General features: G+C 43.2%; 15 protein-coding genes and 2 pseudogenes. 11 read left to right on the plus strand and 6 right to left on the minus strand.

Annotated features, from left to right (window positions below):
* Positions 1–40: 40 nt before the first annotated feature.
* From pgsA to NG798_RS15365, 3 genes are all read right to left on the minus strand, one after another.
* A complete protein-coding gene (pgsA, locus tag NG798_RS15355; protein WP_261224551.1) occupies positions 41–556 on the minus strand; it encodes a CDP-diacylglycerol--glycerol-3-phosphate 3-phosphatidyltransferase in 516 nt (171 codons plus the stop codon).
* A 200-nt stretch (positions 557–756) separates the two neighbouring features.
* Positions 757–2,583 (minus strand): hypothetical protein, encoded by a 1,827-nt coding sequence (locus tag NG798_RS15360; protein WP_261224552.1) that lies wholly within the window; start codon positions 2,581–2,583, stop codon positions 757–759.
* An 83-nt stretch (positions 2,584–2,666) separates the two neighbouring features.
* A complete protein-coding gene (locus tag NG798_RS15365; RefSeq protein WP_261224553.1) occupies positions 2,667–5,261 on the minus strand; it encodes a hypothetical protein in 2,595 nt (864 codons plus the stop codon).
* 582 nt (positions 5,262–5,843) lie between these two features.
* Between NG798_RS15365 and NG798_RS15370 the strand changes: the two genes are divergently transcribed.
* Together NG798_RS15370 and NG798_RS15375 are read left to right on the plus strand one after the other, a co-directional pair.
* Complete coding sequence (locus NG798_RS15370; RefSeq protein WP_261224554.1) at positions 5,844–7,316, plus strand: TldD/PmbA family protein; 1,473 nt, start codon at positions 5,844–5,846, stop codon at positions 7,314–7,316.
* 104 nt (positions 7,317–7,420) lie between these two features.
* The gene (locus NG798_RS15375; RefSeq protein ID WP_261224555.1) at positions 7,421–8,764 is read left to right on the plus strand and encodes a TldD/PmbA family protein; all 1,344 of its coding nucleotides are present in this window, start codon (positions 7,421–7,423) and stop codon (positions 8,762–8,764) included.
* A 241-nt stretch (positions 8,765–9,005) separates the two neighbouring features.
* On the opposite strand, the gene NG798_RS15380 is transcribed toward NG798_RS15375, so the two are convergent.
* Entirely contained in the window at positions 9,006–9,464 is a 459-nt protein-coding gene (locus tag NG798_RS15380; RefSeq protein ID WP_261224556.1) for a VOC family protein, read from the minus strand.
* A gap of 85 nt (positions 9,465–9,549) precedes the next feature.
* Between NG798_RS15380 and NG798_RS15385 the strand changes: the two genes are divergently transcribed.
* The 3 genes from NG798_RS15385 (at position 9,550) to NG798_RS15395 (ending at position 12,824) form a co-directional block, all read left to right on the plus strand.
* The gene (locus NG798_RS15385) at positions 9,550–10,479 is read left to right on the plus strand and encodes an RnfABCDGE type electron transport complex subunit D (protein ID WP_317619602.1); all 930 of its coding nucleotides are present in this window, start codon (positions 9,550–9,552) and stop codon (positions 10,477–10,479) included.
* Between the two features lie 9 nt (positions 10,480–10,488).
* Complete coding sequence (locus NG798_RS15390; RefSeq protein WP_261224557.1) at positions 10,489–11,799, plus strand: DUF2330 domain-containing protein; 1,311 nt, start codon at positions 10,489–10,491, stop codon at positions 11,797–11,799.
* Positions 11,800–11,906: 107 nt separating this feature from the next.
* The gene (locus tag NG798_RS15395; protein WP_261224558.1) at positions 11,907–12,824 is read left to right on the plus strand and encodes a tetratricopeptide repeat protein; all 918 of its coding nucleotides are present in this window, start codon (positions 11,907–11,909) and stop codon (positions 12,822–12,824) included.
* Between the two features lie 99 nt (positions 12,825–12,923).
* On the opposite strand, the gene NG798_RS15400 is transcribed toward NG798_RS15395, so the two are convergent.
* Positions 12,924–13,586 carry a TMEM165/GDT1 family protein gene (locus NG798_RS15400; protein WP_261224559.1) on the minus strand — a complete coding sequence of 221 codons (663 nt, stop codon included), beginning with the start codon at positions 13,584–13,586 and terminating at the stop codon, positions 12,924–12,926.
* Positions 13,587–13,994: 408 nt separating this feature from the next.
* Positions 13,995–14,321, minus strand: coding sequence for a hypothetical protein (locus NG798_RS15405; RefSeq protein ID WP_261224560.1), 327 nt, complete (start codon positions 14,319–14,321; stop codon positions 13,995–13,997).
* Positions 14,322–14,429: 108 nt separating this feature from the next.
* Here NG798_RS15405 and NG798_RS15410 point away from each other — a divergent pair, with 108 nt between their 5' ends.
* The 6 genes and pseudogenes from NG798_RS15410 to rpmB all read left to right on the plus strand — a co-directional run bounded on the left by NG798_RS15410 (position 14,430) and on the right by rpmB (position 23,944).
* Entirely contained in the window at positions 14,430–15,575 is a 1,146-nt protein-coding gene (locus NG798_RS15410; protein WP_261224561.1) for a DUF1972 domain-containing protein, read from the plus strand.
* Positions 15,576–15,764: 189 nt separating this feature from the next.
* Positions 15,765–17,750, plus strand: coding sequence for a molecular chaperone HtpG (htpG, locus tag NG798_RS15415; protein ID WP_261224562.1), 1,986 nt, complete (start codon positions 15,765–15,767; stop codon positions 17,748–17,750).
* 902 nt (positions 17,751–18,652) lie between these two features.
* Positions 18,653–19,729, plus strand: a pseudogene (locus NG798_RS15420) (sigma-70 family RNA polymerase sigma factor); the annotation flags it as partial.
* Positions 19,730–20,212: 483 nt separating this feature from the next.
* A pseudogene (locus tag NG798_RS28175) lies at positions 20,213–20,485 on the plus strand (pentapeptide repeat-containing protein); the annotation flags it as partial.
* Between the two features lie 141 nt (positions 20,486–20,626).
* Positions 20,627–23,434, plus strand: coding sequence for a helicase-related protein (locus NG798_RS15430; RefSeq protein ID WP_261224563.1), 2,808 nt, complete (start codon positions 20,627–20,629; stop codon positions 23,432–23,434).
* A gap of 273 nt (positions 23,435–23,707) precedes the next feature.
* A complete protein-coding gene (gene rpmB / locus NG798_RS15435; protein ID WP_261224564.1) occupies positions 23,708–23,944 on the plus strand; it encodes a 50S ribosomal protein L28 in 237 nt (78 codons plus the stop codon).
* Positions 23,945–23,953: the final 9 nt, after the last annotated feature.

Genomic DNA, 23,953 nt, shown 5'->3' on the forward strand with positions numbered 1-23,953 from the left:
AAAAAACCCGGTTTATCAAAAAAAACCGGGTTAATCTTATTTAAACTACATCTTGCTTTTCTGGCAACAAATAAATCAGCCCAGAAACCAAAGTCAAACCCACAGAAACCCAAAAAACAACCAAAGCAACCGGCCCCCAAAACCCAGGCAGCGGAACCAACAAAAGCGCAATCGCCAAAATTTGGCAAACCGTCTTCAACTTCCCCCAAATATTCGCCCCCGTAATTGTCGTTTTATTCACCCGCCAACCCGCAATAGCCAACTCCCGAAACAAAATCAAAAACACACCCCAAGCCGGCACCTTTCCCAACTCCACAAACGCCAAAAGCGGAGCCAAAACTAACAACTTATCAACCAAAGGATCAAGAAACTTTCCCAGATCCGTAATTTGATTAAAAGTCCGCGCCACATAACCATCCAGCCAATCCGTTAGCGCCGCCACCAAAAAAATAGACAGCGCAATCCAGTAATCCGCCGGTGTTGGGTTATGCAGAAAATAAAGCAAAAACGGCACACCCAACAAACGAGAAACAGTAATCCAACTTGCAAGCGTCATTAATTCAAATCTTTAAAAGCAACCGACTCTCAGCATAACCGATGCGCGGAATTTAGAAAATCTAAAATTCTCTAACCAGTCCCCAATCATCCCTTCCTTTTTTATGACAATTCACATCCAGAAGCACAATCTCTTCAAAATCTTTATCTAAGTAATAGAAAGCCGGTGAGCGAGAAAAACCGGCTTTATGCTTCTAAATTCTAAACTGTTGGCAAACCTCGTTCCAGATCCAGCCCCAAAGGTTCATCAAACTTTTGCTGAGAACCGGCAGCCAGCAAATTCAAAAAATGACGCAATCGCTGAGACTGTTCGACATTCAAACGATAAGAGCCATCCTCTTGTTTATAAAACAATGCAGCCTTTTGCAAAGCCAAAAACTCAGGACTCTCCCGAAACTGGCGATCCAACAAAACAGCATCCGCCGGCTCAAGGCAAAAAGGCACCGGCAACTCACCATCCAAAAACGCCCGAATTCGCTCAGCACAAATACGAGTATTAATGCCCCGAAACTCCAAAAATTGCAAAATATCCGCAAGACTACCCGCCACACCAGCCCCCACCGTCAACAATTCCAACAGCAAAAAATAATCACTATATTGATGTCGTTGCCAGTTAACCACCAAAGGATGTAGCGGTAACGCCGCCAACCCATAAGCCACCCTACTACAAGCCGATGCCGGTGTGGGAGTCTGTGTATCTTGAATAATGCTGGCATTAGGCAACTTAGAACGCAACCACCGGCCTATCCCTTCCAAAGCAGCACTCCCCCCCGTACAAATTGCCCGCTCGATAGCCACCACCGGCACCCCAGTTTGACTCAAAAGAGCATTTAATTCCCGGTTAAGTTGTTGAACAAAAGGCACAAAAACCCGCGTTTCCAAATCTCGCCGCAAACAGCGTTTTCGCTCTTCTCCCAGTTCTAAAATAAACTGATCTTGATGTTGCAAAATCACTTTTAACTGACTTGCCGCTTCTAGCAATAACTCTCCCTGGGGAAAAGCTCTTAATTTTTGCAGCAAGCGGTAGCGTTTTTCGAGTTCCGGTTCCCCCGGCGTGGGAAAATCATCTCCAGGCGAAAGATGATAACTCCCAGGAGAAAAAATACCTTTGCCTTTGAGAAGTAACTGGCAAACAATATCCAGATCAATAGCATCACCGGCATAGGAAAAATTTAAAACTTTAAAATCCTCTGCCTTCAGTTCGCCCAAATTAGCCGGCACATTAACTAACGCCAATTCTGTCATCGATGCGCCGCTATTCAAAATCAGCGTATAACCCAAGCAGCCGGAATTATATAAACTTTGTTTTTGATTTCCGGCAAAAATTCGCGGTTCTTTGTCGCCTTTTACTACCAAATTTTCACCCCCTCCACCCGGTAAAATTGATAGCAAAGTTGCGGTAGTTTCCGGCACAAAAACCACTTGCTCGGCACGAGAAACTAAACCGGCTTCTAAAACCGCTTCCCGCAGATTAAAACAATAGCTATCCGGCCAAGAAGCGGGAAAACTCAAAATCACAGCCGCCAGTTCTGAAGAGGCCATTTTAAATTGTTTTCTTTCGAGGCCGGTGGCATAAGTTTTATAATTAAAATTCTGGCTCGGTTGGAAAGTTCCAGGTTTTAAACTTGCAAACAAGACTTTTAATATTTCCTCAAACCATTCTAAAGGAAGGGAAACATTTTCAGACCATTTGCATATAGGTTGCAACTCTTTTGTTTGTTGATTGGTGTTTAAACCAGCTTTTAGATAGGGTTTAAAATTACTCACCAACAAGCCTGATAGAGGCGAATTTTGAACCGCTGATTCGCTGTCCGGGTCAAGATTTTTTACTGGCTGGGCTACAATTTTTGAGAGAGAAAGGGTATTTTCGGTGGGGGTGAGTGTTCCCAGCCATTCCAAATAAGCGGCGCAGGGGAATTGATAAAGACGTTGGGGAGGGGCCACCGGCGGCTGTGATTGTTGTTTCCAATAAATCGGATAAACCTCGCCTCCACCGGCTGAGCCAAGACCAGATTGCCGGTTAAGCAAAACAGCAGAAAAACCGGTGGTGCCGAAATCAATTCCCAGATACCATTGTTGGGAGTTTTGGGAATCACTGAGTGGGGGTTTATTTAAGGTTTTTTTTTACCAGATTGGGATGAGTCGCTAGAGTCAGAAAACTGGGCGCCAAACGAGAATAAATCATCGTCGTTGCTGCCGGCATTACCGCTTTGGGAATCATCCTCTAAACTGGCAAAGAAATCGTCCAAACTGAGGTTTCCCAAGTCGTCGAGGCTGGCTTTAGAGGTGGTGCCTGTGGTGTCCCAGGTGGGGTCTGAGGCGAATAAATCTCTGACATTTTCCTCGCTGCTTGGCGGAGAGTCGTTCAAGGTGGCAAAGAGATCATCGAGGGATTGGGGTTCGGGGTTGGATGCTGGGCCGGGGGGTGGGGTTAAATTTTCGCTTTCAAATAAATCGGCTGTTTCTAGGGTTTCCGGTTGGGAAAAAGTCGAGGAAGCGGTGGCTGCTCCTAAGCTGGCAAAGGCTTCATCGAGGGTCATGTTGGGGGTTTCTTTGATCACCGGCCCTGGTTCGGGGTTGCTGGAGGGGGCTGCAACATTGCTGAGTTGAGTTTGGGTGAGTTGGGTCAGCCATTCTTCCATGCTGGTTAAGAGTGGTTCTTCTTCGAGGGTGTCATCCATTTCTGTTGCCGGCTCTAAAAGGTTACTGCTCGGTGCCGGTGTGCTAGAAAGGCCCATATCCGATACCCATTCTCCGAAGGTTGGGTTATCCTCATCGCTGCTGTCTGTAGTTAGTGGCCCCAGGGATGTCCATTCGTTGGGGCTGTCGAAATTTTCTGTTGTTTGAGGGGGGAGTGAGGGGGTGTCGGTTGCTAGTAAGGAAAGATCGTCTTGGAGTTGTTCTAAGAGGTTGGGGTTTTCTAGGGCGAAGCTGCTGCCGGGCCGGTTTGGTGTTTGGGCGCTTGTGTTGAGTTCTTCGGAAGCGGGTAATAAATTTTCTTCGGGTGAGGCGGGGATGAAGTTGTCGGCTGTCCACTCGTCGGCCAACACCAGGGGGTCTGGTTCTTCGGTGATGGTTTGAGGTTCTTCATCGCTTGGGGTGCTGAAGTCGGTGGTGCCGGTGGCTTCGAGGGAGACCTGTTCTTCTGGAAAGAGTTCGTTAAAAATGTCGAGTGAGTCGTTTTCGCTGCTGACGGTTTCGGGGTTTAAGGGGTTTGTGTTGGTTGTTTGCTGTTCAAAAAATAAAAAGTCTTCTGGTTCTGGTTGGCTGTTGGTTTGGTCTGGTTCGGTTTGTTTGCCAAATAGGGCTTCTTCAAATAAGTCTATGCCGATGGATTCGGTTTCGCTAATGTTTTGTTTTGCTGGTTCGGTGTTGATTTCTACGGGTTCTGTCAAGCCAAATAATTCGGCATAGAGGCTCTCAAGTTGCGGTTCTGTGAGAGAGCCGGTTTCTGCAATTTGGTTGCTGGCTGTTTCGATTGGGGCTGTTTGGTTGGTTTCTGTGGTGTTGAATAGATCCAGCCAGGTGTTTTCTTGTTCTGGTTCTTGGGCCGGTTCTGGTGTTGATAGTTCTAGGGCGCTCAGTAGTTCTTGCAGGTCGTCTATGATCGGTAAGGCGATGCTAGTGTTATCGCCTTCTGTGGGGGAGGTTTGGGTTTTTGGTTCTTGGATGTTTTGGCTTGGTTGTTTTTGGCTGTTTGTGGTTGTTGGGGCTTTTGCTTGCGTTTGGTCGCTTGGTTTGGGTTTCTTTTTGGCTGCGGTGGTGTTGGTTTTGGCGGGGGCGATTGTTTTTTCCGTTTCGGTTTGGCTTGGTTGGCTGGTTGGTTCTAGGTTGCCTTTGGTGATGGAGTTTTGCAATAAGCCGGCTGCTTCTTGGCCGAGGGTTTGAGCGAGATGGTTGACTAGGTGGGTGAACATGATTTCGCCCTGCTGTCCGAGGCTGTACATTTTGTCTAGCCCTTTGGACAGCGATTCTTCATAGCCGTGCACGTTCCTGAGCAGGGCTTCAAAGACGACGCTGAGGGTGGTGTCTAGGCTTACTAGCAGTTGGTCTGTTTGTCGTTGCAGGTGCAGCAGGTTGGCAAGGCGTTGTTGGGGGTGCAAGGGTGCGGCGCTGGGTTGTCCATAAAGCGCTGAGGGTTCCCAGATGCCGGGTAATTCGGGGGTAATTTCGCCTTCTAGGCTCTGGGCTCCACCGGAGAGCAGTTGGTCTTCTATTTTGCTTAGGCTTTGGCTGATTTGCTGGCTGAGGGTTTCTTGCAACCGGCTGCTTAAGATTTGCAAGAATTCGGCAATGAGTTGCTGTTGCTGGTTTGCTTGCTCTGTGCTGTAGATGCTGTGCTGTCTCTCTAGTTGCCTGATTTCTTTGAGCAGGCTGTCTCGTTCTTTTTGTAGGGTTTCTAGGTCGTTTTGTAAGGGCTGCATGAGGTTTGATCTCAGGCCGGTCATTTCTGCAATCACGTTTTGCAGCATTTGCTCGACTGCTTGCGGACTGTTGCCGCTTTCTTCTGCTTGGATGATGTTGGCGGACTGTTGCGGTTCGCCTAGTAAGGGTTGGATTTCTCCTAGATAGCTGCGGGTTCGCTCTAAGACTCGCCGATAGTCTTTGACCGTCTCTCCCATCCAGGGAAGGCGGGGCACCGGCATCTGTAATACGCTGTCTATCTCAGCAATGAGTGTGTGTATCCGAGCTTGATGAGAATTCACGAGTTTATTACCCTGTCTTGAACGTTTTTGAGATCCGCGTTTTTAGTTTAGCCACACCGGCTGTTATTTTTTATTTTCTTTGATTTTATGGCCGGTTTTTTGATTTTTTTTGTTTTTAGGCCGGTTCTTTCTTTGCTCTTGGGTTTGCTCCCCTGCTCGCTACCTCCAATTATGGGCCATTTTTTCGCCTCTTAGGAGCCTTGGCCGCGAGCTTCGCTATTACATACTTGTCTTATATCACTTTTTTGGCATTTTTTGAGGATTTTTGCTCTCAATATTTGGGTTTTTCTTGTGTGGCTAATTTTGTTTTTTTGCTGCTGGTGAAAGAATGTCTGGATGCCGGTTATAAGTGACGGTTTTGGCGGAAATATGGCCAATTTTATAAAAAAAATTTACCCTTATTTACGATGAATTCTCGGCTCTCCTTTTATAGGTTTTCCCCCGACTTTCCTAGCCTAGACTTTGCCTATTTTTTTTTGATCCCCCAGTCTTTCACCCCCTTTCTAGTCTTTTATTTGCTACACTGAGACAACGCCAGAAAAATACTTTCTGCACCGACGATTCCAGCATGAGAGGTCAAGCATGAGTCCCAGTACCCTACTTTTATCACGAGAACTGCCGGCACTACAATATGACTCGACAACCGAGCGATTTGATGAAACTTGGGAAGCTCCACTTTCTGTCCTTTTAGGTTTAGGACGCGCTGCGGGTGCTGATTTCGTCGAATTTTTCCTTGAACGAGTTAATTATATCAGTTGTTTGGCAGAAGATGACACGATTACCAGTATTTCTCCTCGTCTGTCAACGGGCGCCGGGGTGCGGGTGTTTCGGGGAACGGCTGATTGTTATGTCAGCACGAATGATTTATCTTTTTCGGGCCTAAAAGCTGCTTTAGAAAAAGGTCTTTCTATTTTGGGTTTACAGTTGCCTTCGGCTAATGCTTTTATTCCAGAAATTCATTTAGAGTTGTTGCGCGATTATGCAACGAAAAAAGGCAAGGATTCGTGGTTATCGAATTGCAGTTCGATGCGCGAAATGGGTGAGGTTTTGCTGGCCGGTAATGCTAAGTTAAATCTCAAGGCTAGTCATGTTCAATCACGCCGGGCAAGTTATTTCCGTGATTGGCAAGAGGTTTTGGTGGCTGCTTCGGATGGCACTTTTGCCCGCGATATTCGCCTTACTCAGTCGGCTGGTTTTAATTTGTTGTGCGCTGATGGTGCCCATCGTTCTTCGATAGCTAAACGGGCCGGTAATACAAGTGATCCAAGCTTTTTACGAGTTTGGAATTATGAGGAGGATGCTGCTGAGGTGGCGGAGTCTGCCGGCAAGATGTTATATGCCGATTATGTGGAGTCGGGAAATTACCCGATTATTATGGCTAATGAGTTTGGGGGTGTGATTTTTCACGAGGCTTGTGGGCACTTGTTGGAAACTACTCAAATTGAACGCAAAACTACTCCTTTTGCTGATAAGAAAGGCGAAAAAATTGCTCACGAAAGTTTGACTGCTTGGGATGAGGGACGCACTGATAATGCGTTCGGTACTATTGATATGGATGATGAGGGTATGCCGGCTCAACGTACTCTTTTAATCGAAAAAGGTGTGCTGAAAAATTTCTTGGCTGATCGGGCCGGTTCTTTGCGTACTGGTCATCCTCGCACCGGCAGTGGACGCCGCCAAAATTATTCCTATGCTGCTGCTTCTCGGATGCGAAATACTTATATTGCACCTGGGGATTACAGTATTGATGATTTGTTTGCGTCTATTGATAAGGGCATTTATTGCAAGAAAATGGGCGGGGGTAGTGTCGGGGCTACCGGCCAATTTAATTTTGGTGTGGAAGAGGCTTATTTAATTGAAAATGGGAAGGTTACTAAGCCTTTGAAAGGGGCTACTTTGATTGGGGATGCACAGGAAATTATGAATAAAATTTCTATGTGTTCTCAAGATTTGGGTCTGGCTGCCGGTTTTTGTGGTTCGGTTAGTGGCAGTATTTATACTACTGTTGGTCAGCCTCATTTGAAGGTTGATTCGATTACTATTGGTGGCCGGTAGGTTTTTTTGAACCGCAGATAAACGCAGATAAACGCAGATAAATGGCAGGCAAGATGCCTGCCCCACTTTTGTTGTAGTTAGTTTTTTTAGGGTTTAGGTTGAGTATGCCGAATATTAATGAGATTGCAAGTTACGCTGAGGATTCTGCGAAGAAGTTGGGTATCAAGAAGTATGATATCTATGGGGCTATTGTGGATGATACGAGTGTCCAGGTAGACCGGGGTGAGCCTAAGCAGGTTAAGGCTTCTAATCGTTCTAGTGTGACGGTTCGGGTTTGGAATGATGAGCAAACAATGGGCATCACTAGCACGACGGATGTTGATCCAAAGGGTTTGGAATTGGCGTTAAAGATGGCTTATGAGGCTAGTTTTTTTGGGGTGAAGGAATACGCTCCTGATTTTAGTCCTGAAGCGACGGCTCCTTTGGCGGCTGAGATTCCAAATGAGAAGTCACAACAAGCGCCAGTTTCTGAATTAATACAGACTTTGATAGGAGTTGAAAAGGAGCTTTTAGAGGCTCATCCTGCTATTAAAGGTGTGCCTTATAATGGTTTGGCGCAGCGGGATATGGATCGTTTTTATCTGAATAGTGAGGGGGCTTTGCGGACGGAGGCTCGCTCGACGGCTTCGATTTATTTGTACACTAAAACTGAGGAGGAAGGTAAGAAACCTCGCAGTGCCGGTGCTTTTAAAATAAGTCGGGGTTTGGAGGGTCTTGATACTGAGGGTTGTCTAAAGGAGGCGGTTGAGAAAACGATTAGCCATTTAAACTATGAAAAGGTTAAAACCGGCAAATATCGGGTTGTGTTTTCGCCGGAGGCTTTTTTAAGTTTGTTGGGGGCGTTTTCTAATTTGTTTAATGCTCAAAGTATTTTGGATAAGCAAAGTCTTTCTACTCCTGATTCTTTGGGTACGGAAGTTGCTTCTCCTTTGCTTTGTGTATGTGATGATGCGCTTCATCCGGCAAATATTGGGGCCGAAACTTTTGATGGGGAAGGTACACCGACTCGTCGGGTTGAGGTTATTAAGGATGGAATTTTGAGCAGCTTTTTGCATAGTTCAGGAACGGCAAAACGCATGAATGCTTCTCCCACCGGCCATGCCAATACGGGGGCGAAGGTAACGGTTAGTCCGCATTTTTATCATGTTTTTGCTGGTAAGCCGGCTGCTGCCGAATACAGTCTGGAAACGGCAGAAAATGTGATTTTAATTGATGATTTGCAGGCGCTTCATGCGGGTGTCAAATCTTTACAAGGTTCCTTTTCTTTGCCGTTTGATGGTTGGATTGTTAATAAAGGTGTTAAAACCAGTATTGAGTCTGCTACTGTCGCCGGTGATTTTCTGGAGTTGTTGAAGTCGATTATTTTTGTGGAAAGTGAGGCTGAGTTAACACCTGGTGGTTTGTGCCCTCGTGTTTGGGTTGAGGGGTTATCTGTTACTGGTGAATAACTCCACCTTGTTTAAAGTGGTGAGTTAAAGCGGTGGGTTAACGCGACGGGTTAACGCGCTGGGTTAAAACCCACCGCTACATGAATAAAACCCCTACGGGGTTAAGAAGGTTAATTTGTTAGTTTGTCAGTCGAAATTTAAAGCGGCGGGTTAAAGCGGCGGGTTAAAACCCACCGCTACATGAATAAAACCCCTACGGGGTTAATGAGGTTAATTTTTGGAAGTGGCAAGTTAAAATTCATTAGGGATCACAGCGAATTTCGATTAAAAATCCATCAGGATCATAGAAATAAATTCCCCGTCCAGTCGGGCGAGTAACCGGCCCGCTATCGATGCGAACATTGTTATTTTTTAAAACTTCCACCGCCTCATCAAATAAACTTTTATCAATATCAAAAGCTAAGTGATTAGCCCGCGTAAATTGTTGAGTAGGATCGCTATGAGGTGGGCTAAGTTCCGGTTCCCAAAATAAATCTAATACCGTTCCATCTGGAGTGATAAAATTCGCTACTTTTCCTTGGGAAACTAACTCTTTAAGAGTGCTGGGAACTTCTTCGCCGGCAAGTTCATGCAGTCCGAGTATTTTGCCGTAAAAATTGCGGGAAACGTCCATATTTTGCACATTTAAGGCGATGTGATGTACTCGCCGCAGGGTGCCGGTGTTTAGACTGGTTTGGGGCGTGGTTTCAGTTGAGAGCATATTTGCTGATTTCCCTTTATTTTAATTTTAGATTTATGTTAACTCATACATTGCTGGCATCTGTTACATTTTATGAAACAAAGCGGTGTCAGCCGAATTTTTTAGCCATACTAGCAAGCATTCGCTTTTTTTTTGCTATGCTATGCTGCAAGATGCGCGAGATTATCAAATTTTGTTTTTGTCTGGGTTTTTGATTTTGGGAATTGCTACGCGAGATTGGACGTTGCAATTTGATTTGATGGCGGTTGTATTTTTTACTTGTTTGCTAACTCAAGCTTTAGCAACTTGGTATTTTCACCGGCCCTCAAACCCCAGCTATTCTGAAATTTTTGCTTCTTTAAAAAGTGCTGTCATTACGTCTTTGAGTCTTTGTTTGCTGTTGCGGGCAGATTCTTATTTTACGATGCTAATTGCGGCAAACTTGGCAATTTTAAGTAAGTTTTTTATTAAATTTCAGGGCAAGCATTTCTTTAATCCTGCTAATTTCGGCATTATTTCTGCGCTGATTTTAAGGCCGGATGCTTGGGTTTCTCCGGGGCAATGGGGGGATGATTGGTGGTATGGTTTATTGTTTTTTGGAGGTGGAAGTTTAATTTTAAAAAAAGTAGGCCGGTGGGATACAACTGTGGCGTTTTTATTAACTTATAGTTGTTTGGAGGCTGTTCGTAATGTTTGGCTTGGTTGGACTTGGGATGTATTTTTGCACCGGCTGATGAGTGGTTCTTTGTTGTTGTTTGCTTTGTTTATGATTACAGATCCGCGTTCGATTCCAAATGCTAGAGTTAGCCGGCTAATTTGGGCAGCATTAATCGCCATTTTCACTTTTATTCTGCGAAATCAGTTTTTTGTTTCTGAGGCGGTTTTTTGGGCTTTGTTTGCTGTTGCACCTCTGACAATTTTGCTAAATTTCATCTGGCCGGCCAGCGATTTTTCCTGGTTGCAAACAACAAATTTAGAAAGTTTAAGCGTTGCGAAAGATGAGGAACCGCTGGGGATAGCCCAGCATACGATATAAGGAGGGTTTATGAAAATTTGGCAAGTTTTAAAAAGTGCGTTAGTGGCTGTTTTGTTGCTGCTTTTATGCGTACCGGCAGCCCAAGCTTTTTGCGGGTTTTATGTGGCAAAAGCTGACAGCAAATTGTATAACCAAGCGTCGCAAGTAGTGATTGCTAAAGACGGAAACCGCACGATTTTAACAATGGCGAATGACTATCAAGGTGCTATTAAAGATTTTGCCCTTGTGGTGCCGGTGCCGGTGGTTTTGCAACAAGAACAAGTCCGCATTGGCGACGCGCAAATTATTGAACGTCTCGATAGTTTTAGTGCGCCTCGTTTGGTAGAATATTTTGATGAAGACCCTTGTGAGGTTTTGCGACCGATGCCGGCTCCCGGTGCTTCACGCGGCCCTATTCCTGCAATGGCCCCAGCGCCCTATCAAGAAGATAGTTTAGGCGTAACAGTTGAAGCAAAATTTAGCGTCGGGGAATATGATATTGTGGTTCTCAGTGCTAAAGAATCGGATGGTTTAGAAACATGGCTAAACCAAAATGGTTATCAAATTCCCTCTGGTGCAAGTCCGCTTTTACGTCCCTATATTCGCCAAAACATGAAATTTTTTGTGGCGAAAGTTAATTTGGCAGAATTTGAGAAAGGGGGTTATAGTTTTCTGCGGCCTTTGATGATTGCTTATGAGTCTCCTAAGTTTATGTTGCCGATACGTTTGGGGATGATTAATAGCACCGGCGAACAAGATTTGATTGTTTATGTTTTGTCTCCCAAAGGTCAAGCAGAAATTACTAACTACCGCACGGTAAATGTGCCTTCTAATGCAGAAATTCCTGTTTTTGTCAAGGCACAGTTTGCTGATTTTTATAAGGCGATGTTTAATACTTCTTACAATCGAGAAGGCAAGAAAGTTGCGTTTTTGGAATATGCCTGGAATATGGCTGGTTGTGATCCCTGTTCGGCTGATCCTTTAAATCAGGAAGAGTTGAAGAAAGCGGGGGTGTTTTGGTTAACGCCAAACGGCAATAATAATGTGTTTGTTACTCGTTTGCACGTTCGTTATAGCCGTGATAAATTCCCCGAAGATTTGATGTTTCAAGAAACTTCTAATCAACAATCTTTTCAGGGGCGTTATGTTTTGCGCCATCCGTTTAAGGGTGCTGTAAGTTGTGAAGCCGGCAAACAATATCAAAAATCTCTGCCGGCACGCTTTGAGCAAGAAGCGCAAACTCTGGCAAAATTAACGGGGTGGAATATGCAGGAAATTCGTAATAAAATGAAGCAACTTCAAAGTCAACAAACTCCATTTTGGCGGAGTATTTGGCCGTAAATGGCAGACAAAAGAGGCCGGCTGTTGTGTCGGCTCTCTAAGAAAAAGCAATTTTCTTGTGGGATTTTGCCTTTTTAGTTGATAATATCAGTAGAGTTCAAAGCAGTATGGTGTCCCAAAAACGCAATCGCTGGATTATTCAAACGGTGATGATATTAGCACTCACCGCCTTTGTGGGGTTTTCCCTGCTTCCGATTCTCACTACCGTTCCCAAAGCAAAGCAAGTGCCTCAACAGGCTGCTACACCGACACCGACATCAGCATCGCAGCAACCGTCTGGCCAGCTAAACAAGCAGGCCGACTTAGAAGCGCAGGCGCGGGGTTATGAATTGGTTTTGCAAAAAGAACCAGAAAATAAGGCGGCTCTGGAGGGGTTGATCCGCACGAGATTACAGTTAAATGATGTTAAAGGTGTGATTGCGCCGCTGGAAAAATTGGCAGCATTAAATGCAAATGAACCAAGCTATACAGTATTGTTGGCGCAGGCAAAACAACAAACTGGAGATGTTGAAGGTGCCGGTGCGGCTTATCGTTCAATTTTGAATAGTAAACCAGGGAATATTGACGCATTGCAAGGAATGGTGAATTTGTTATTACAACAAAACCGGCCTGAAGCTGCGCTAGGGTTGTTACAAGATACGATTAAAAATGCCCCAAACCTCAATAAAGCACAACCTGGTAGTGTGGATGTGGTGGCTGTTCAGCTAATTTTAGGTCAAGCGTATGCTCAACAAAACCGATATGATCAAGCGATTATTGTTTATGATGAGTTGAGCAAAACAAAACCCGATGATTTTAGGCCGATTTTAGGCAAAGCAATTGTCTTAAAAACTCAAGGAAAAGTTGAGGAAGGAAAGGCTTTGTTTAATCGAGCAAGCGCCCTCGCACCGGCACAATATAAGGATCAAATTCAACAAATGGCAACCGATAACAAGCCGGCAGCCTCGCAAACTTCGCCGCCAGCTTCGCAAACTTCGCCGCCAGCCTCGCCGCCAACTTCGCCGCCTGCTTCCCCAACTCCTTAGAAACTTAACCCCCCCTTCCCTAGAAAGGGAGGGGAAAAAAGTTCAATTTTATTGCCGAATTTTACTTTGCTTCCCCGACGGCTGGAAGAGGTTCCAGTGTCATTTAGGAAAGTTTTCTATCAAAGCAATAAAACCAAAAATAAGAAACAGTCCACCGCCTATTGCTGTAACCGTTCGTTCTGAAATGCGACCTGCTATTAAGCGACCGGCCATGACTGCAATTAACGCGCAGATGCTATGGCCTAAAATAGCACCCAATGTCACTCCCCAGGCGTCGTTACTTGCAGCTAAAGCAATGGTTGTAATTTGGGTGCGATCTCCCCATTCGGCAACAAAAGTCAGGGCAAAAGATTGCATAACAATTGCCAATTGTGGCGACTGCAAAGCTAAGGCTAAATTGCCGCTTTTTTTAACAGCATTGTCGGGTAAATTTATCTCGGCTTTTTCCACTACCGCAGCGGCTTCTTCAAGTTCATCACCATTTGATGTGGCCGGCATTTTGCTGGCATCATAAAGCAGCTTTAAGCCAAAGCCCAAAAACAAGGCAATTTCGGCAAAATCAATATATTCTTGGCGTAAAAATGAGGCCGCTTTACCAATTAAAACCGAGAGAATAGTCATCGCTGCCAACGCTGCAACCACTCCAATAAATACCAAACGCCGGTTGTGGCGCATCGCTAAAATTGCGGCAATAAAAAACGTTTTGTCGCCTAATTCAGAAACCGTAATTAGTAATAAACCTTTGGTAAATGCTGTTAACACTTTGTTGATCTCCTCAGAATTTGTAGATAACCTGAGTGAGCTTGATGTGGGTCGCTAGACTTCACCAAGCCCACATCAGATGTAGACTTAGTGAAGGTCTCGCTCCCAAGTGTTTGACGCATTCTTTGACGCTTTGCCTCAAATTCTTGTCGTCTGAACCAGGTTTATCACCAGTATGTTGATTCAGACGGGCCGGCGTTTTGGGTGCCGGTAGCTACTCCCCTTCGTTTCTCAGCAATTATACATCTACCTTGTGGCAGATGCAAGCCCCCCGCTTAAAAATTTGAGAGGCGGGATTGTTGGGCAAAAAAGCTTAGGATTTTAGATGGGATAGCAAAAGATGAAACCTTTAGATTTTCGATATATGCCAAGAGAGGATTTTTCAAAATAAAAACATTCTAAGAGTTATCAATAACCTAGTTTGCTGTAAAAATCCGTGTGGTTAGTTACCAATAGAAAAAGTTTAACCTCAGCCTTAATTTTATGCTCGTCATCTTGAAAAATTAAATTAAGAGCGTATTCAACCCCTATTTTCAGCCACAGCGCAAAAGGCTGGGTTTTCACCCAAAAAAACTGAGATAAACAGGGATGCTTGCTTTGGACAGCACCGGCATCAAAAATCAGTGAGTAATTGATGGTTATCATTGATTTTGCCGAAGCCTCCTCTGTAGGTAGCAAGGCTGGCATGGCGGCTTTTGCAGCAGAAATTACCGTTTCTTTACCCCAGACTCGCATAATTTACGAAAAGTTTAACAACGTTAGGCTATGATCCAAACAGCTTTATGCTTCTCTCAAAGGAAGTGCTAAAGCACCACAACTACCCTGTCGCTATCAATCAGGAAGATGCGTACATTATACATTCTTGGAATTCGCGGCCTACCGGCAAAACACGGCGGTTTTGAAACTTTCGCTGAACGTTTGGCACTTTACCTTATTTCACAAAACTGGAAAGTAGCGGTTTATTGCCAAGAAGATCACGGCACAGAAATTTGGGAGGACTATTGGAACGGGGTAAAATTGATTCACATTCCTATCCCGTATAAAAAAGCAACAGGGACAATAGTTTTTGACTGGAAAGCAACCCTCCACGCAGCACGCCAGGAAGGTTTATTTTTAACCTTGGGTTATAACACAGCCATTTTCTGCGGGTTGTTGCGTTTAAAAGGTTTAACCAACATCATCAATATGGATGGGCTGGAATGGAAACGGCAAAAATGGAACCATGTAGAAAAAGCCTGGTTATATATTAATGAACTGTTAGGATGTTGGTTTGGAAATCATTTAATTGCCGACCACCCAGAAATAAAAACTCATTTAATCACAAGAGTGCCGGCAGAAAAAGTAACTGTTATTCCCTACGGCGCTGACCGAGTTGTGGCCCCAAAAATTGAGGTTCTCAACCATTACAATTTGGAAGCATATCAATATGTAATCGTCATTGCCAGACCTGAACCTGAAAACTCTATTTTAGAAGTTGTTTCGGCATTTTCCAGACAAAAAAAAGGCTATAAAATGTTGGTTTTAGGAAAATATTATGACGACGTAGCCTATCATCAAGAAGTTAAAAAAGCGGCGAGTGAGGAAGTGATATTTCCTGGGGCAATTTATGAAAAAGAAGCCGTGAATGCCTTAAGATATTATGCAAGGCTTTATATTCATGGGCACACTGTGGGCGGTACAAATCCTTCCCTCGTTGAAGCCATGAGCGCCAGTTCTCCAATTCTTGCTCACGATAATAAATTTAACCGCTGGGTTGCTGGCGTAGACGCTCATTATTTTTCTACGGAGGAAGAATGTGCTCAACAACTCGACTGGCTTCTCGATAGTGAAGAAGAACTCAACAAAATGAGACAAGGCAGCCTCAAACGTTACAACGAAGAATTTGCAGAAGACAGTGATGTTAAAGCTTATGAGAAATTGTTTTTCCAGCAACTCGGCAAACGAGAGACTGAGGTTGATCTATCGCTGGATAAGCAGCAAGTTCCCTAACAAGTGAGGAAAACCGAATCATAAAAGGTGAGGCAATTTCGGACGCAAAAACTGCTTTTCATCGGCCAGATCGATCTAGGATCAAAATCAGCCAAAGCGCTCAACCGGCATACAGCCAAAATTTGAGCGCCTCAACTCTATCATGTTTTCTCAAGCCACCGCCTTTATAACGTAAGCGAGACAAAAGCTATGACAATTCTGGAACAAGGCACGATTACTATACATACCGAGAATATTTTTCCCATTATCAAGAAGTCTCTTTATTCTGACCACGAAATTTTCTTGCGGGAATTAATTTCTAACGCCGTCGATGCCATCCAGAAAATGAAAATGGTTTCTTTGGCCGGCGAATTTTCTGGAGAAGTAGGCGAACCCGAAATTACTCTCACCATCGACAAAGATAATAAAACCCTCGCCATTTCTGACAACGGTATTGGGATGACTGCCGAAGAGGTTAAAAAATATATTAACCAAGTGGCATTTTCCAGCGCCGAAGAATTTATCCAAAAATATAAAGCCGCAGATGACCAGCAAATTATTGGTCACTTTGGCCTCGGTTTCTACTCATCTTTTATGGTGGCAACAAAAGTAGAAATTGACACCCTTTCTTACAAAGAAGGTGCCCAAGCTGTTCACTGGTCTTGTGACGGTTCTCCTACGTTTGAACTTACCGACTCGACGCGCGACACACGCGGCACCACCATCACCCTGACGCTGCAAGAAGAAGAGGCCGAATATGTGGAGGCTTCTCGCATCCGCCAATTGGTGAAAACCTATTGTGATTTTATGCCGGTTGCTATCAAAATGGATGGCGAACAAATCAACCGGCAAAAAGCGATTTGGCGGCAATCTCCCAGCAGCCTAAGCAAAGAAGATTACCTAGAATTTTACCGTTATTTGTATCCTTTCCAAGAAGACCCGCTGCTGTGGGTACACCTGAATACCGATTATCCTTTTTTGGTGAATGGGATTTTATATTTCCCGAAACTTAAACCTGATGTTGATGTCACCAAGGGCCAGATTAAACTATTCTGTAATCAGGTATTTGTCAGCGAACACTGTGAAGAAATTGTTCCGAAATTTTTGTTACCGATGCGCGGGGTAATTGACAGTCCTGATATTCCCTTGAACGTTTCCCGCAGTGCCTTGCAAATGGATCGCACCGTGCGGAAAATTGCTGATTTTATTGCCAAAAAAGTTGGCGACCGGCTCAAAGAATTGTATCGAGAAGACCGGGAAAATTATATCAGCAGTTGGAAAGACCTGGGCACGTTTGTTAAGTTTGGGGCGCTGAATGATGAAAAGTTCAAAAAGCAAGTTGAAGATATCATCATTTACCGCACAAGTGCTGAGTTAAGTGCTGCTAAAACTGACACTCCTGCTGTTGAAGTGCAATCGGAAGATGGGGACATTTGGCAACAAGTTAAACCGGAAGGTGGGACTGCCGGTGGCCCTTCCTTTACCACAATTAAGGAATATTTGGAACGCAATAAAGAAGGCCATGAAAATCGCGTATTTTATTGCACCGATGAAGTGACGCAGGCGACTTACATACAACTGCATAAAAGTCAAGGGTTAGAAGTCCTATTTATGGATTCTTTCATTGACCCGCACTTTATCAGTTTCTTGGAACGCGAGTTTAAAGATGTGAAGTTTTCTCGCGTTGATTCAGAACTTGATGATACTTTGATTGACAAAGATAAAACCTCTGAAATTGTCGATCCAAGTACCAATAAAACTCGCAGCGAAGAGATTGCGGACTTGTTTAAAACCGCGCTGAATAAGCCAAAATTGACGGTACGCACGGAGGCTTTGAAATCGGATGATGCTGCTGCAACGCCGCCGGCAATGGTGTTATTGCCTGAGTTTTTGCGCCGGTTGCGTGATATGAATGCTATTTTGCAACAGCAGGATTTAGGGCAGTTCCCCGATGAGCATATTTTGGTGGTAAATACGTCGCACCCGTTGATTCAAAATTTGGCATCTTTGAGTCAAGGTTCGATTATTCAAGGTGAAGGAAAATCGCCTTCTGCGGAGTTGGCTGAGATGATTTGTCATCATGTTTATGATTTGGCTTTGATGGCTCAAAAAGGCTTTGATGCTGAGGGTATGAAAGCGTTTGTTGAGCGTTCAAATAAGGTGCTGACTCAGTTAACAGAAAAGGCGGCCAAATAGTTAGTTAGATAAATTTTCCGCCAGTTCCCCCTTCCCTGTTTTTTTAAGGGCGAGGGGGATTTTTTGTGCTTTTTTCTGATAGGGAAGGTGGGATGGGGGTTAGGTTTTTTCGGTTGCCAGATGCTCCCGATAATACCAGATCCGATTTACAGAGGGCCTTTTTTTGGATTTCTCAAAAAGTTATTTTTTTAAAGCTTTTATGTAGGGTTTCAGTTGCGGGGATTGCTTTATTTAAGGAGTATAAAATCAGCGGAAGAAATGAGAGAGCAATTAAAGTTTCTGGCTGGTTATATTAGGCCGTAAAATAGAGGAGGGGGCGGGTTCTATTGGTTTTTATTCAGCAGCCGGTATTTTTGCGCGTAGTAAGTGTTACAGCGTCAGGGGCGATGGGAATAATAAGATATTCAAGCGAACATCCTAATCAATGTCTAACCCCATCTTCTGCCCAGCAGACAGAGGCGGAAGCCAATTTGACTTAGGAAAATTGCTCAAAACCTAGAATTGTCGCGGGTGTTGGAATGCTACAAAGATACTTAAGCCAAAATGATCTAGAAAACGCCGATAGCCCGGAAAAAATTGCCCTTATTTTTCAAAAATTGGGCTACAACGCTGCACCTCAGCAATCAGATGTGGAAGGTTTAGAACTACCGGCTCGCACCGCCAAAGCTATTAAAAAAGTTCACCTAATTGCTGAGGAAAAAAGCGCTGTTTATACGCTACAAGTGTGGCTGTTTCAGTTGCAAGAGCAGGAGTGTACTTCAGAATTAGATGCCAAGAAAAGGATGAAAGCTATTGCCAGTAGTCTTTGCAGTCGGGGTTCTAATTTTCAATTTCTTTTGCTTGGTACTAAGGACTATAAACAGTTAATTTTAGTTAATCCGCGCCTGAGTTTGGATGAGCAAATGAATCTGCGCCTGAGCATCCAACCCTGGCAAATTGACCTCTGCTATCCGAGTAATTATGACCGGCATAGGCTCGAATCAATTGCTGCTCATAACCTCAAACCGCAGGAAATTTACGAGCTACAATATCAAGCTTTTAATTTACTCCAAAACAAGAAAAATAGAGGCTCACAGACGAAAGATTCTCTAGGGCTTTATCTGCAAGAAATTGGCCGGTTTCCTTTGCTGCGGGATTCCGAAGAAATTGCCCTGGCTCAGCAAATTGCCGATTTATTGAGATTGGAAGAAGTGGGAAAAACTTTGTCTAAGCAACTTGGAAGAAAGCCGGATGAGAGTGAATGGGCTTCTGCCCTAAATATGCAGGTTTTTGAGTTTCGTAAACGGCTTCACCAAGGTCAAAAAGCCAAAGAAAAAATGATCGTTTCCAATTTGCGCTTAGTTGTGTCGATTGCCAAAAAATATCAAAATCGGGGGTTAGATTTCTCGGACTTAATTCAAGAAGGAAATATGGGCTTAATTCGAGCAGTAGAAAAGTTTGAAGGAGAAAAAGGTTATAAATTTTCTACTTATGCTTATTGGTGGATTCGCCAGTCTATTACCAGAGCAATTTACGATAAATCCCGACTGATCCGCCTGCCGATTCATCTCATAGAGAAAATTTCTCGAATTAAAAACACTATTCAAATTTTAACGCAAGAATTGGGTCGCCAACCGACTGAAGGGGAAATAGCAACACGCTTAGAAATTCCCGTTGAAAAGCTGCAATTTATTACTACAGCCTCTCTGACACCTTTTTCTTTAGAAACGCTAGATGATGCTTTTGAATCTGGCTATGAAACCCCAGAAGAATACGCTATAAATCTTTTGCGGCTCGAAAATCTGGAAAGAGTTTTAGACACCCTCAGCCCCCGGCAGCGGGATGTTATCCGAATGCGTTACAGTTTGGATGATGGCAAGCTCAAAACATTAGACGATATTGCTCAACACTTTAATATTAGCCGTGAGAGAATTCGCCAAATTGAGACGAAAGCGATGAATAAATTACGCCATCCTCAGCGCCGCTATTTTCTCACTGAGGAGCTTTGTCCGCAAGAGTGGCAAAAGGCTACGATAAACAACGATATTCAAGAGCCATTTTTGCTATCTGCTAACACTTCCAATATGGTGAGCGCGCCCAATTCCAGCACAAACTACCCGAAAAAAGATAGCCTTGATGAGACTAATTTACCAACGAAAAAGCCAGCAAAATATACCCAGTCTAAACCGAAAGAAAAAGCCACCAAACCGCAAGACGATAGCATGAAAACAAGGCGTTTGTTATTTTGGCCACCCCAACCAAAAGCAAAATCTAGCAATTATAAAAGTGATAAACAACCAAGCAAACCCGAACCCAGCAAGGTTAGCCCCGTTGTCTCGTCATTGCTAGAACTCTCCTCAACTAAGCCGCGATATTTTCCTGTAAATTTAACTCTTTCTGAGCCTCCTTTTTTGGCTTCTTTTAGCATAAACTCACCGGATATTATCAGCCACTATGCCGCCGGCAAAAGGGATTTTAGACGAATAAACTTGAAAGGAGCAAATTTAAGCAATGCAAATTTGAGTGGAGCAAACCTAGAAGGAGCGAAGCTTGCCAAAGCCAATTTGAGCAATGTTAATTTCAGCGGAGCTAATCTCAGGGGAGCCGATCTTCGGGGAGCTAATCTCAGGGGCGCTAATTTTTATTTTGCTGATTTAACCGAGTCTTACCTCTGGGGTGCTGACTTGGATGCTGCGAATTTATCTGAAGTGATTTATAGCGATAAAACCCAATTTCCTCGCGGGTTTGAACTCTGAAAATATGAGAGTTTTAAATATCCTATTGCCAGGGGTTTATTGTGGTGATTACCAATAAAATCCCTAGTAATATTTAAACAATAAAAAGAGGAATTTTCCCGATTAAACAGCAAATAACCGAACAAAGCATTTTTGCAAGAAATGATGTTGCCGAACTATCTCACGAAGTTGGAAAGCGCCACCGACTTTTTTGGCATTTTTGAAAAATTGTGGAATGATGATAGTGTTGATATTGCCGAGAAAATTCAGCTAATGAATAAGCGAGAAAATTTAAAACTTTGCAGTTCACCTTACACGCCGTATCAGGTATTTATTAAAGCCCTTTATGAATTCTTTAAGGAAGAAACTGCAACGGAAACCAAAGAAGGAAAAAATAGCGCTCTTGATCTCGCCAGTTTCCAACAACAAGGCTATCAACAAGCGGTAAAACTGTTAGAAAGACATCAAGGAGTAATGGTAGCAGACTCAGTAGGTTTAGGAAAAACTTATATTGCTCTGCGGCTAATTGAACACCGGCTCAATAACAAAATTGCCGGTCATATTCCTCGCATCTTAATTGTTTGTCCTGCTCAACTGCGGGATTTAATGTGGCGAAAAAAATTAGATGAATTTGGCTTTGAAGCCGATATTCTTTCTCAAGAAGAAATCAGCCGCGTTAATTTTGATATTCGCCGTTATATAAAGCATGATTTAGTCATTGTCGATGAATCGCACAATTTCCGCAATTCTGGCACAAATCGCTATCGAAACTTACAAAAATTAATGAGTAGCGGCAAAGCCCATAAACAAATCGTTTTGCTGACAGCTACACCGATTAATAACAGCATTTATGATTTGTATCATCAGATATTGTTGTTAACTCGCCATAGCGAAACTTACTATCGCAATTGGGGAATCCGCAATCTTAAAAGCTATTTTAAAGCTGTAGAAAACGGCAAATCAGATATCAGCGAACTGCTTTTGCAGACAATGGTAAAGCGTAGCCGGCAAGATGTGATTATTCGACAGCAAGCCGGTGAGAAAATTGAGATTGCCGGTCAAGAAATACATTTTCCAAAACGCAAATTAGATGAGCATAAATTAACCTATAACTTTGAAGCAAGCTTTCAGGGGCTTTATGCCGGTATTGCCGATCAAATTGACCAAATGCAGTTAGCACCGTATAATATTAGGGCGTTTAAAAAGAATAAAGATAAAGAAGATCAAGCTCAAGTTAAGCGAAATGAAGCCCTTGTTGCTTTGATGAAAACTCTTTATTTAAAACGGCTGGAAAGTTCCCTCATTGCTTTTGAAAATAGCATCAACTATCAAATGCAGTTTCAGAAACGATTTGATGAATATCTCAATCAAGGGCAACTTTTAGAAACTAAAGTTTTTCGCAAAATTGTCGCTGCCGAAATTGATGAAGCAGAAAAAACAGAAGTTGCGGATTTTCTTTCATCATTACAAGAAATTGACCCCAAAGATTACCGTAAAGATGAACTGCAACAGGCAATTTTTTCAGACTTGGAAACCCTCAAAGACATTTTGAAAAAACTTAAACTAATTAAACTAGCTGTCGCAACAAAACAAGATTATGACCGGAAATTAGCCGCTTTTAAACAATTCCTGCTCACTCATCTCAAAGGACAAAAGATTTTAGTTTTCAGCTATTTTCAAGATACTGCCAACTATTTGCACGAAGAATTGGTGAAAGATTCAAATTGGTTAAAACTCATGCAAATTAATAACCGCACCCTTGTTATTGACTGCATTACGGGAGAAACAAACAGTAAACAGCGCCAAGAAAAGGTAAAAAGTTTTGCGCCAAAAGCCAATTGTAAAGACGAAGAAGAATTGCAAAATTACCGCCGCCAAGAAATCGATATTTTGATTTGTACTGATGTGTTATCGGAAGGGCAAAACTTGCAAGATGCCGGTACTATTGTTAATTATGATTTGCATTGGAATCCTGTGCGAATGATACAGCGGGCCGGTCGAATTGATCGTTTAGGAAGCGAGTATCAATCGTTGTTTATTTACAATTGTTTTCCCGAAGAAGGCTTAGAAAAATTGCTGGGATTAGTGAAAAAATTACAGCAAAAAATTAGCTCTATAAACGAAACTGTTGGTTTAGATGGCAGCATTTTAGGAGAAACAATTTCCGAAAAATCTCTCAATGAACTACGCCGGCTTAAACTAGCAAAAACCGAGGAAGAAAAAGCTGCTATTCTTGCAGAATTGGAACAAGCAACCGATTTTGTTTCTTTGAATGAAATGCGATTTCCCTTAGTTGAATTTCTGCAAGAAAAAGGCAAAAAAGCAGCGGAGAATTTACCTGATGGAATTTTCAGCACTCGCAAAAACATCCAGAATATTGATGGTGTTTTTATCGCTTTTCGTGTGAAAAACCGGCACTTCTGGCAGTTTTACCCCCGCCTTAATGGCACTATCTCTACCCTTGCCCAAAACTGCATTACTGACAAACGAAAAATTTTCAATTGGCTAAAATGCAAACCAGAGGAGTTTTTGAACTCAGACGAAATAAAGCCGGTGGCATTTGATAGCACTATTTTTGAGGTTTTAGAAGCTGCTGTACAAAATTTGTTAAACGAACTCAACCCGCAAAAAGTAAGCGCCCAACTGCCGCAAAAATTGCCGAAATGGTTGCAGAAAATTGACTACGCTTTGAGTCAAATATCAGAAGTGGAAGCCTCAGAAAAGCAGCGAGTGCATAAAGTTATTACGACTTTTCCACATTTGCGGAATTATCAGCGAGAAATACAATTTATTTGGGATAAATATGTGAAACTTCGAGAGTTAAATACATTGCTGTCAGAATTAGATGATTTATTTTGCGAACGAGAACTTTATAGTCAAATTTCCAATCAAGACGATGTAAGCTTATTAGAATTTTTTGAAAAAGAAGATATCGAATTAATTTGTTACCAGTGGTTTAAACCAAAATAACAACCTCCTCAGCCCGCCTCATTTTAAACCCACTACCAACAAAAAACCTCAATAACCTCAAACAAAGCCAGAAAATCATCAATACCCTCTTCTACCTGGCTGTGTTTTCCTCCTGTACCTAGTGGTGTGAAAAAAAACCTAAAAATCCCAACCAAAAACCACAAATAATCAACCGGCCCCCACTACAACCGCAACCCCTTTACCCAAACCCCCACCTCAAGGTAAAATAAGAGATTGCACCCAAAAAAGCAAAAAGCAAACCAGGAGACAATCATGGCACGCCAATGTCAACTCACCGGCAAAAAAGCCAATAACGGATTTGCCGTATCCCACTCCCACCGGCGCACACACCGCCTACAAGAAGTTAACCTTCAATGGAAACGCATCTGGTGGCCTCAAGGCAACCGCTTCGTCAAACTCCATATTTCCACCAAAGCCATCAAAACCCTGAACCTCAAAGGCATTCAAGCCTTCGCAAAAGAAGCGGGTATTGATTTAAACAAATTTTAAGGCAACTCT

Source organism: Ancylothrix sp. D3o (assembly GCF_025370775.1).
Classification (GTDB): Bacteria; Cyanobacteriota; Cyanobacteriia; order Cyanobacteriales; family Oscillatoriaceae; genus Ancylothrix.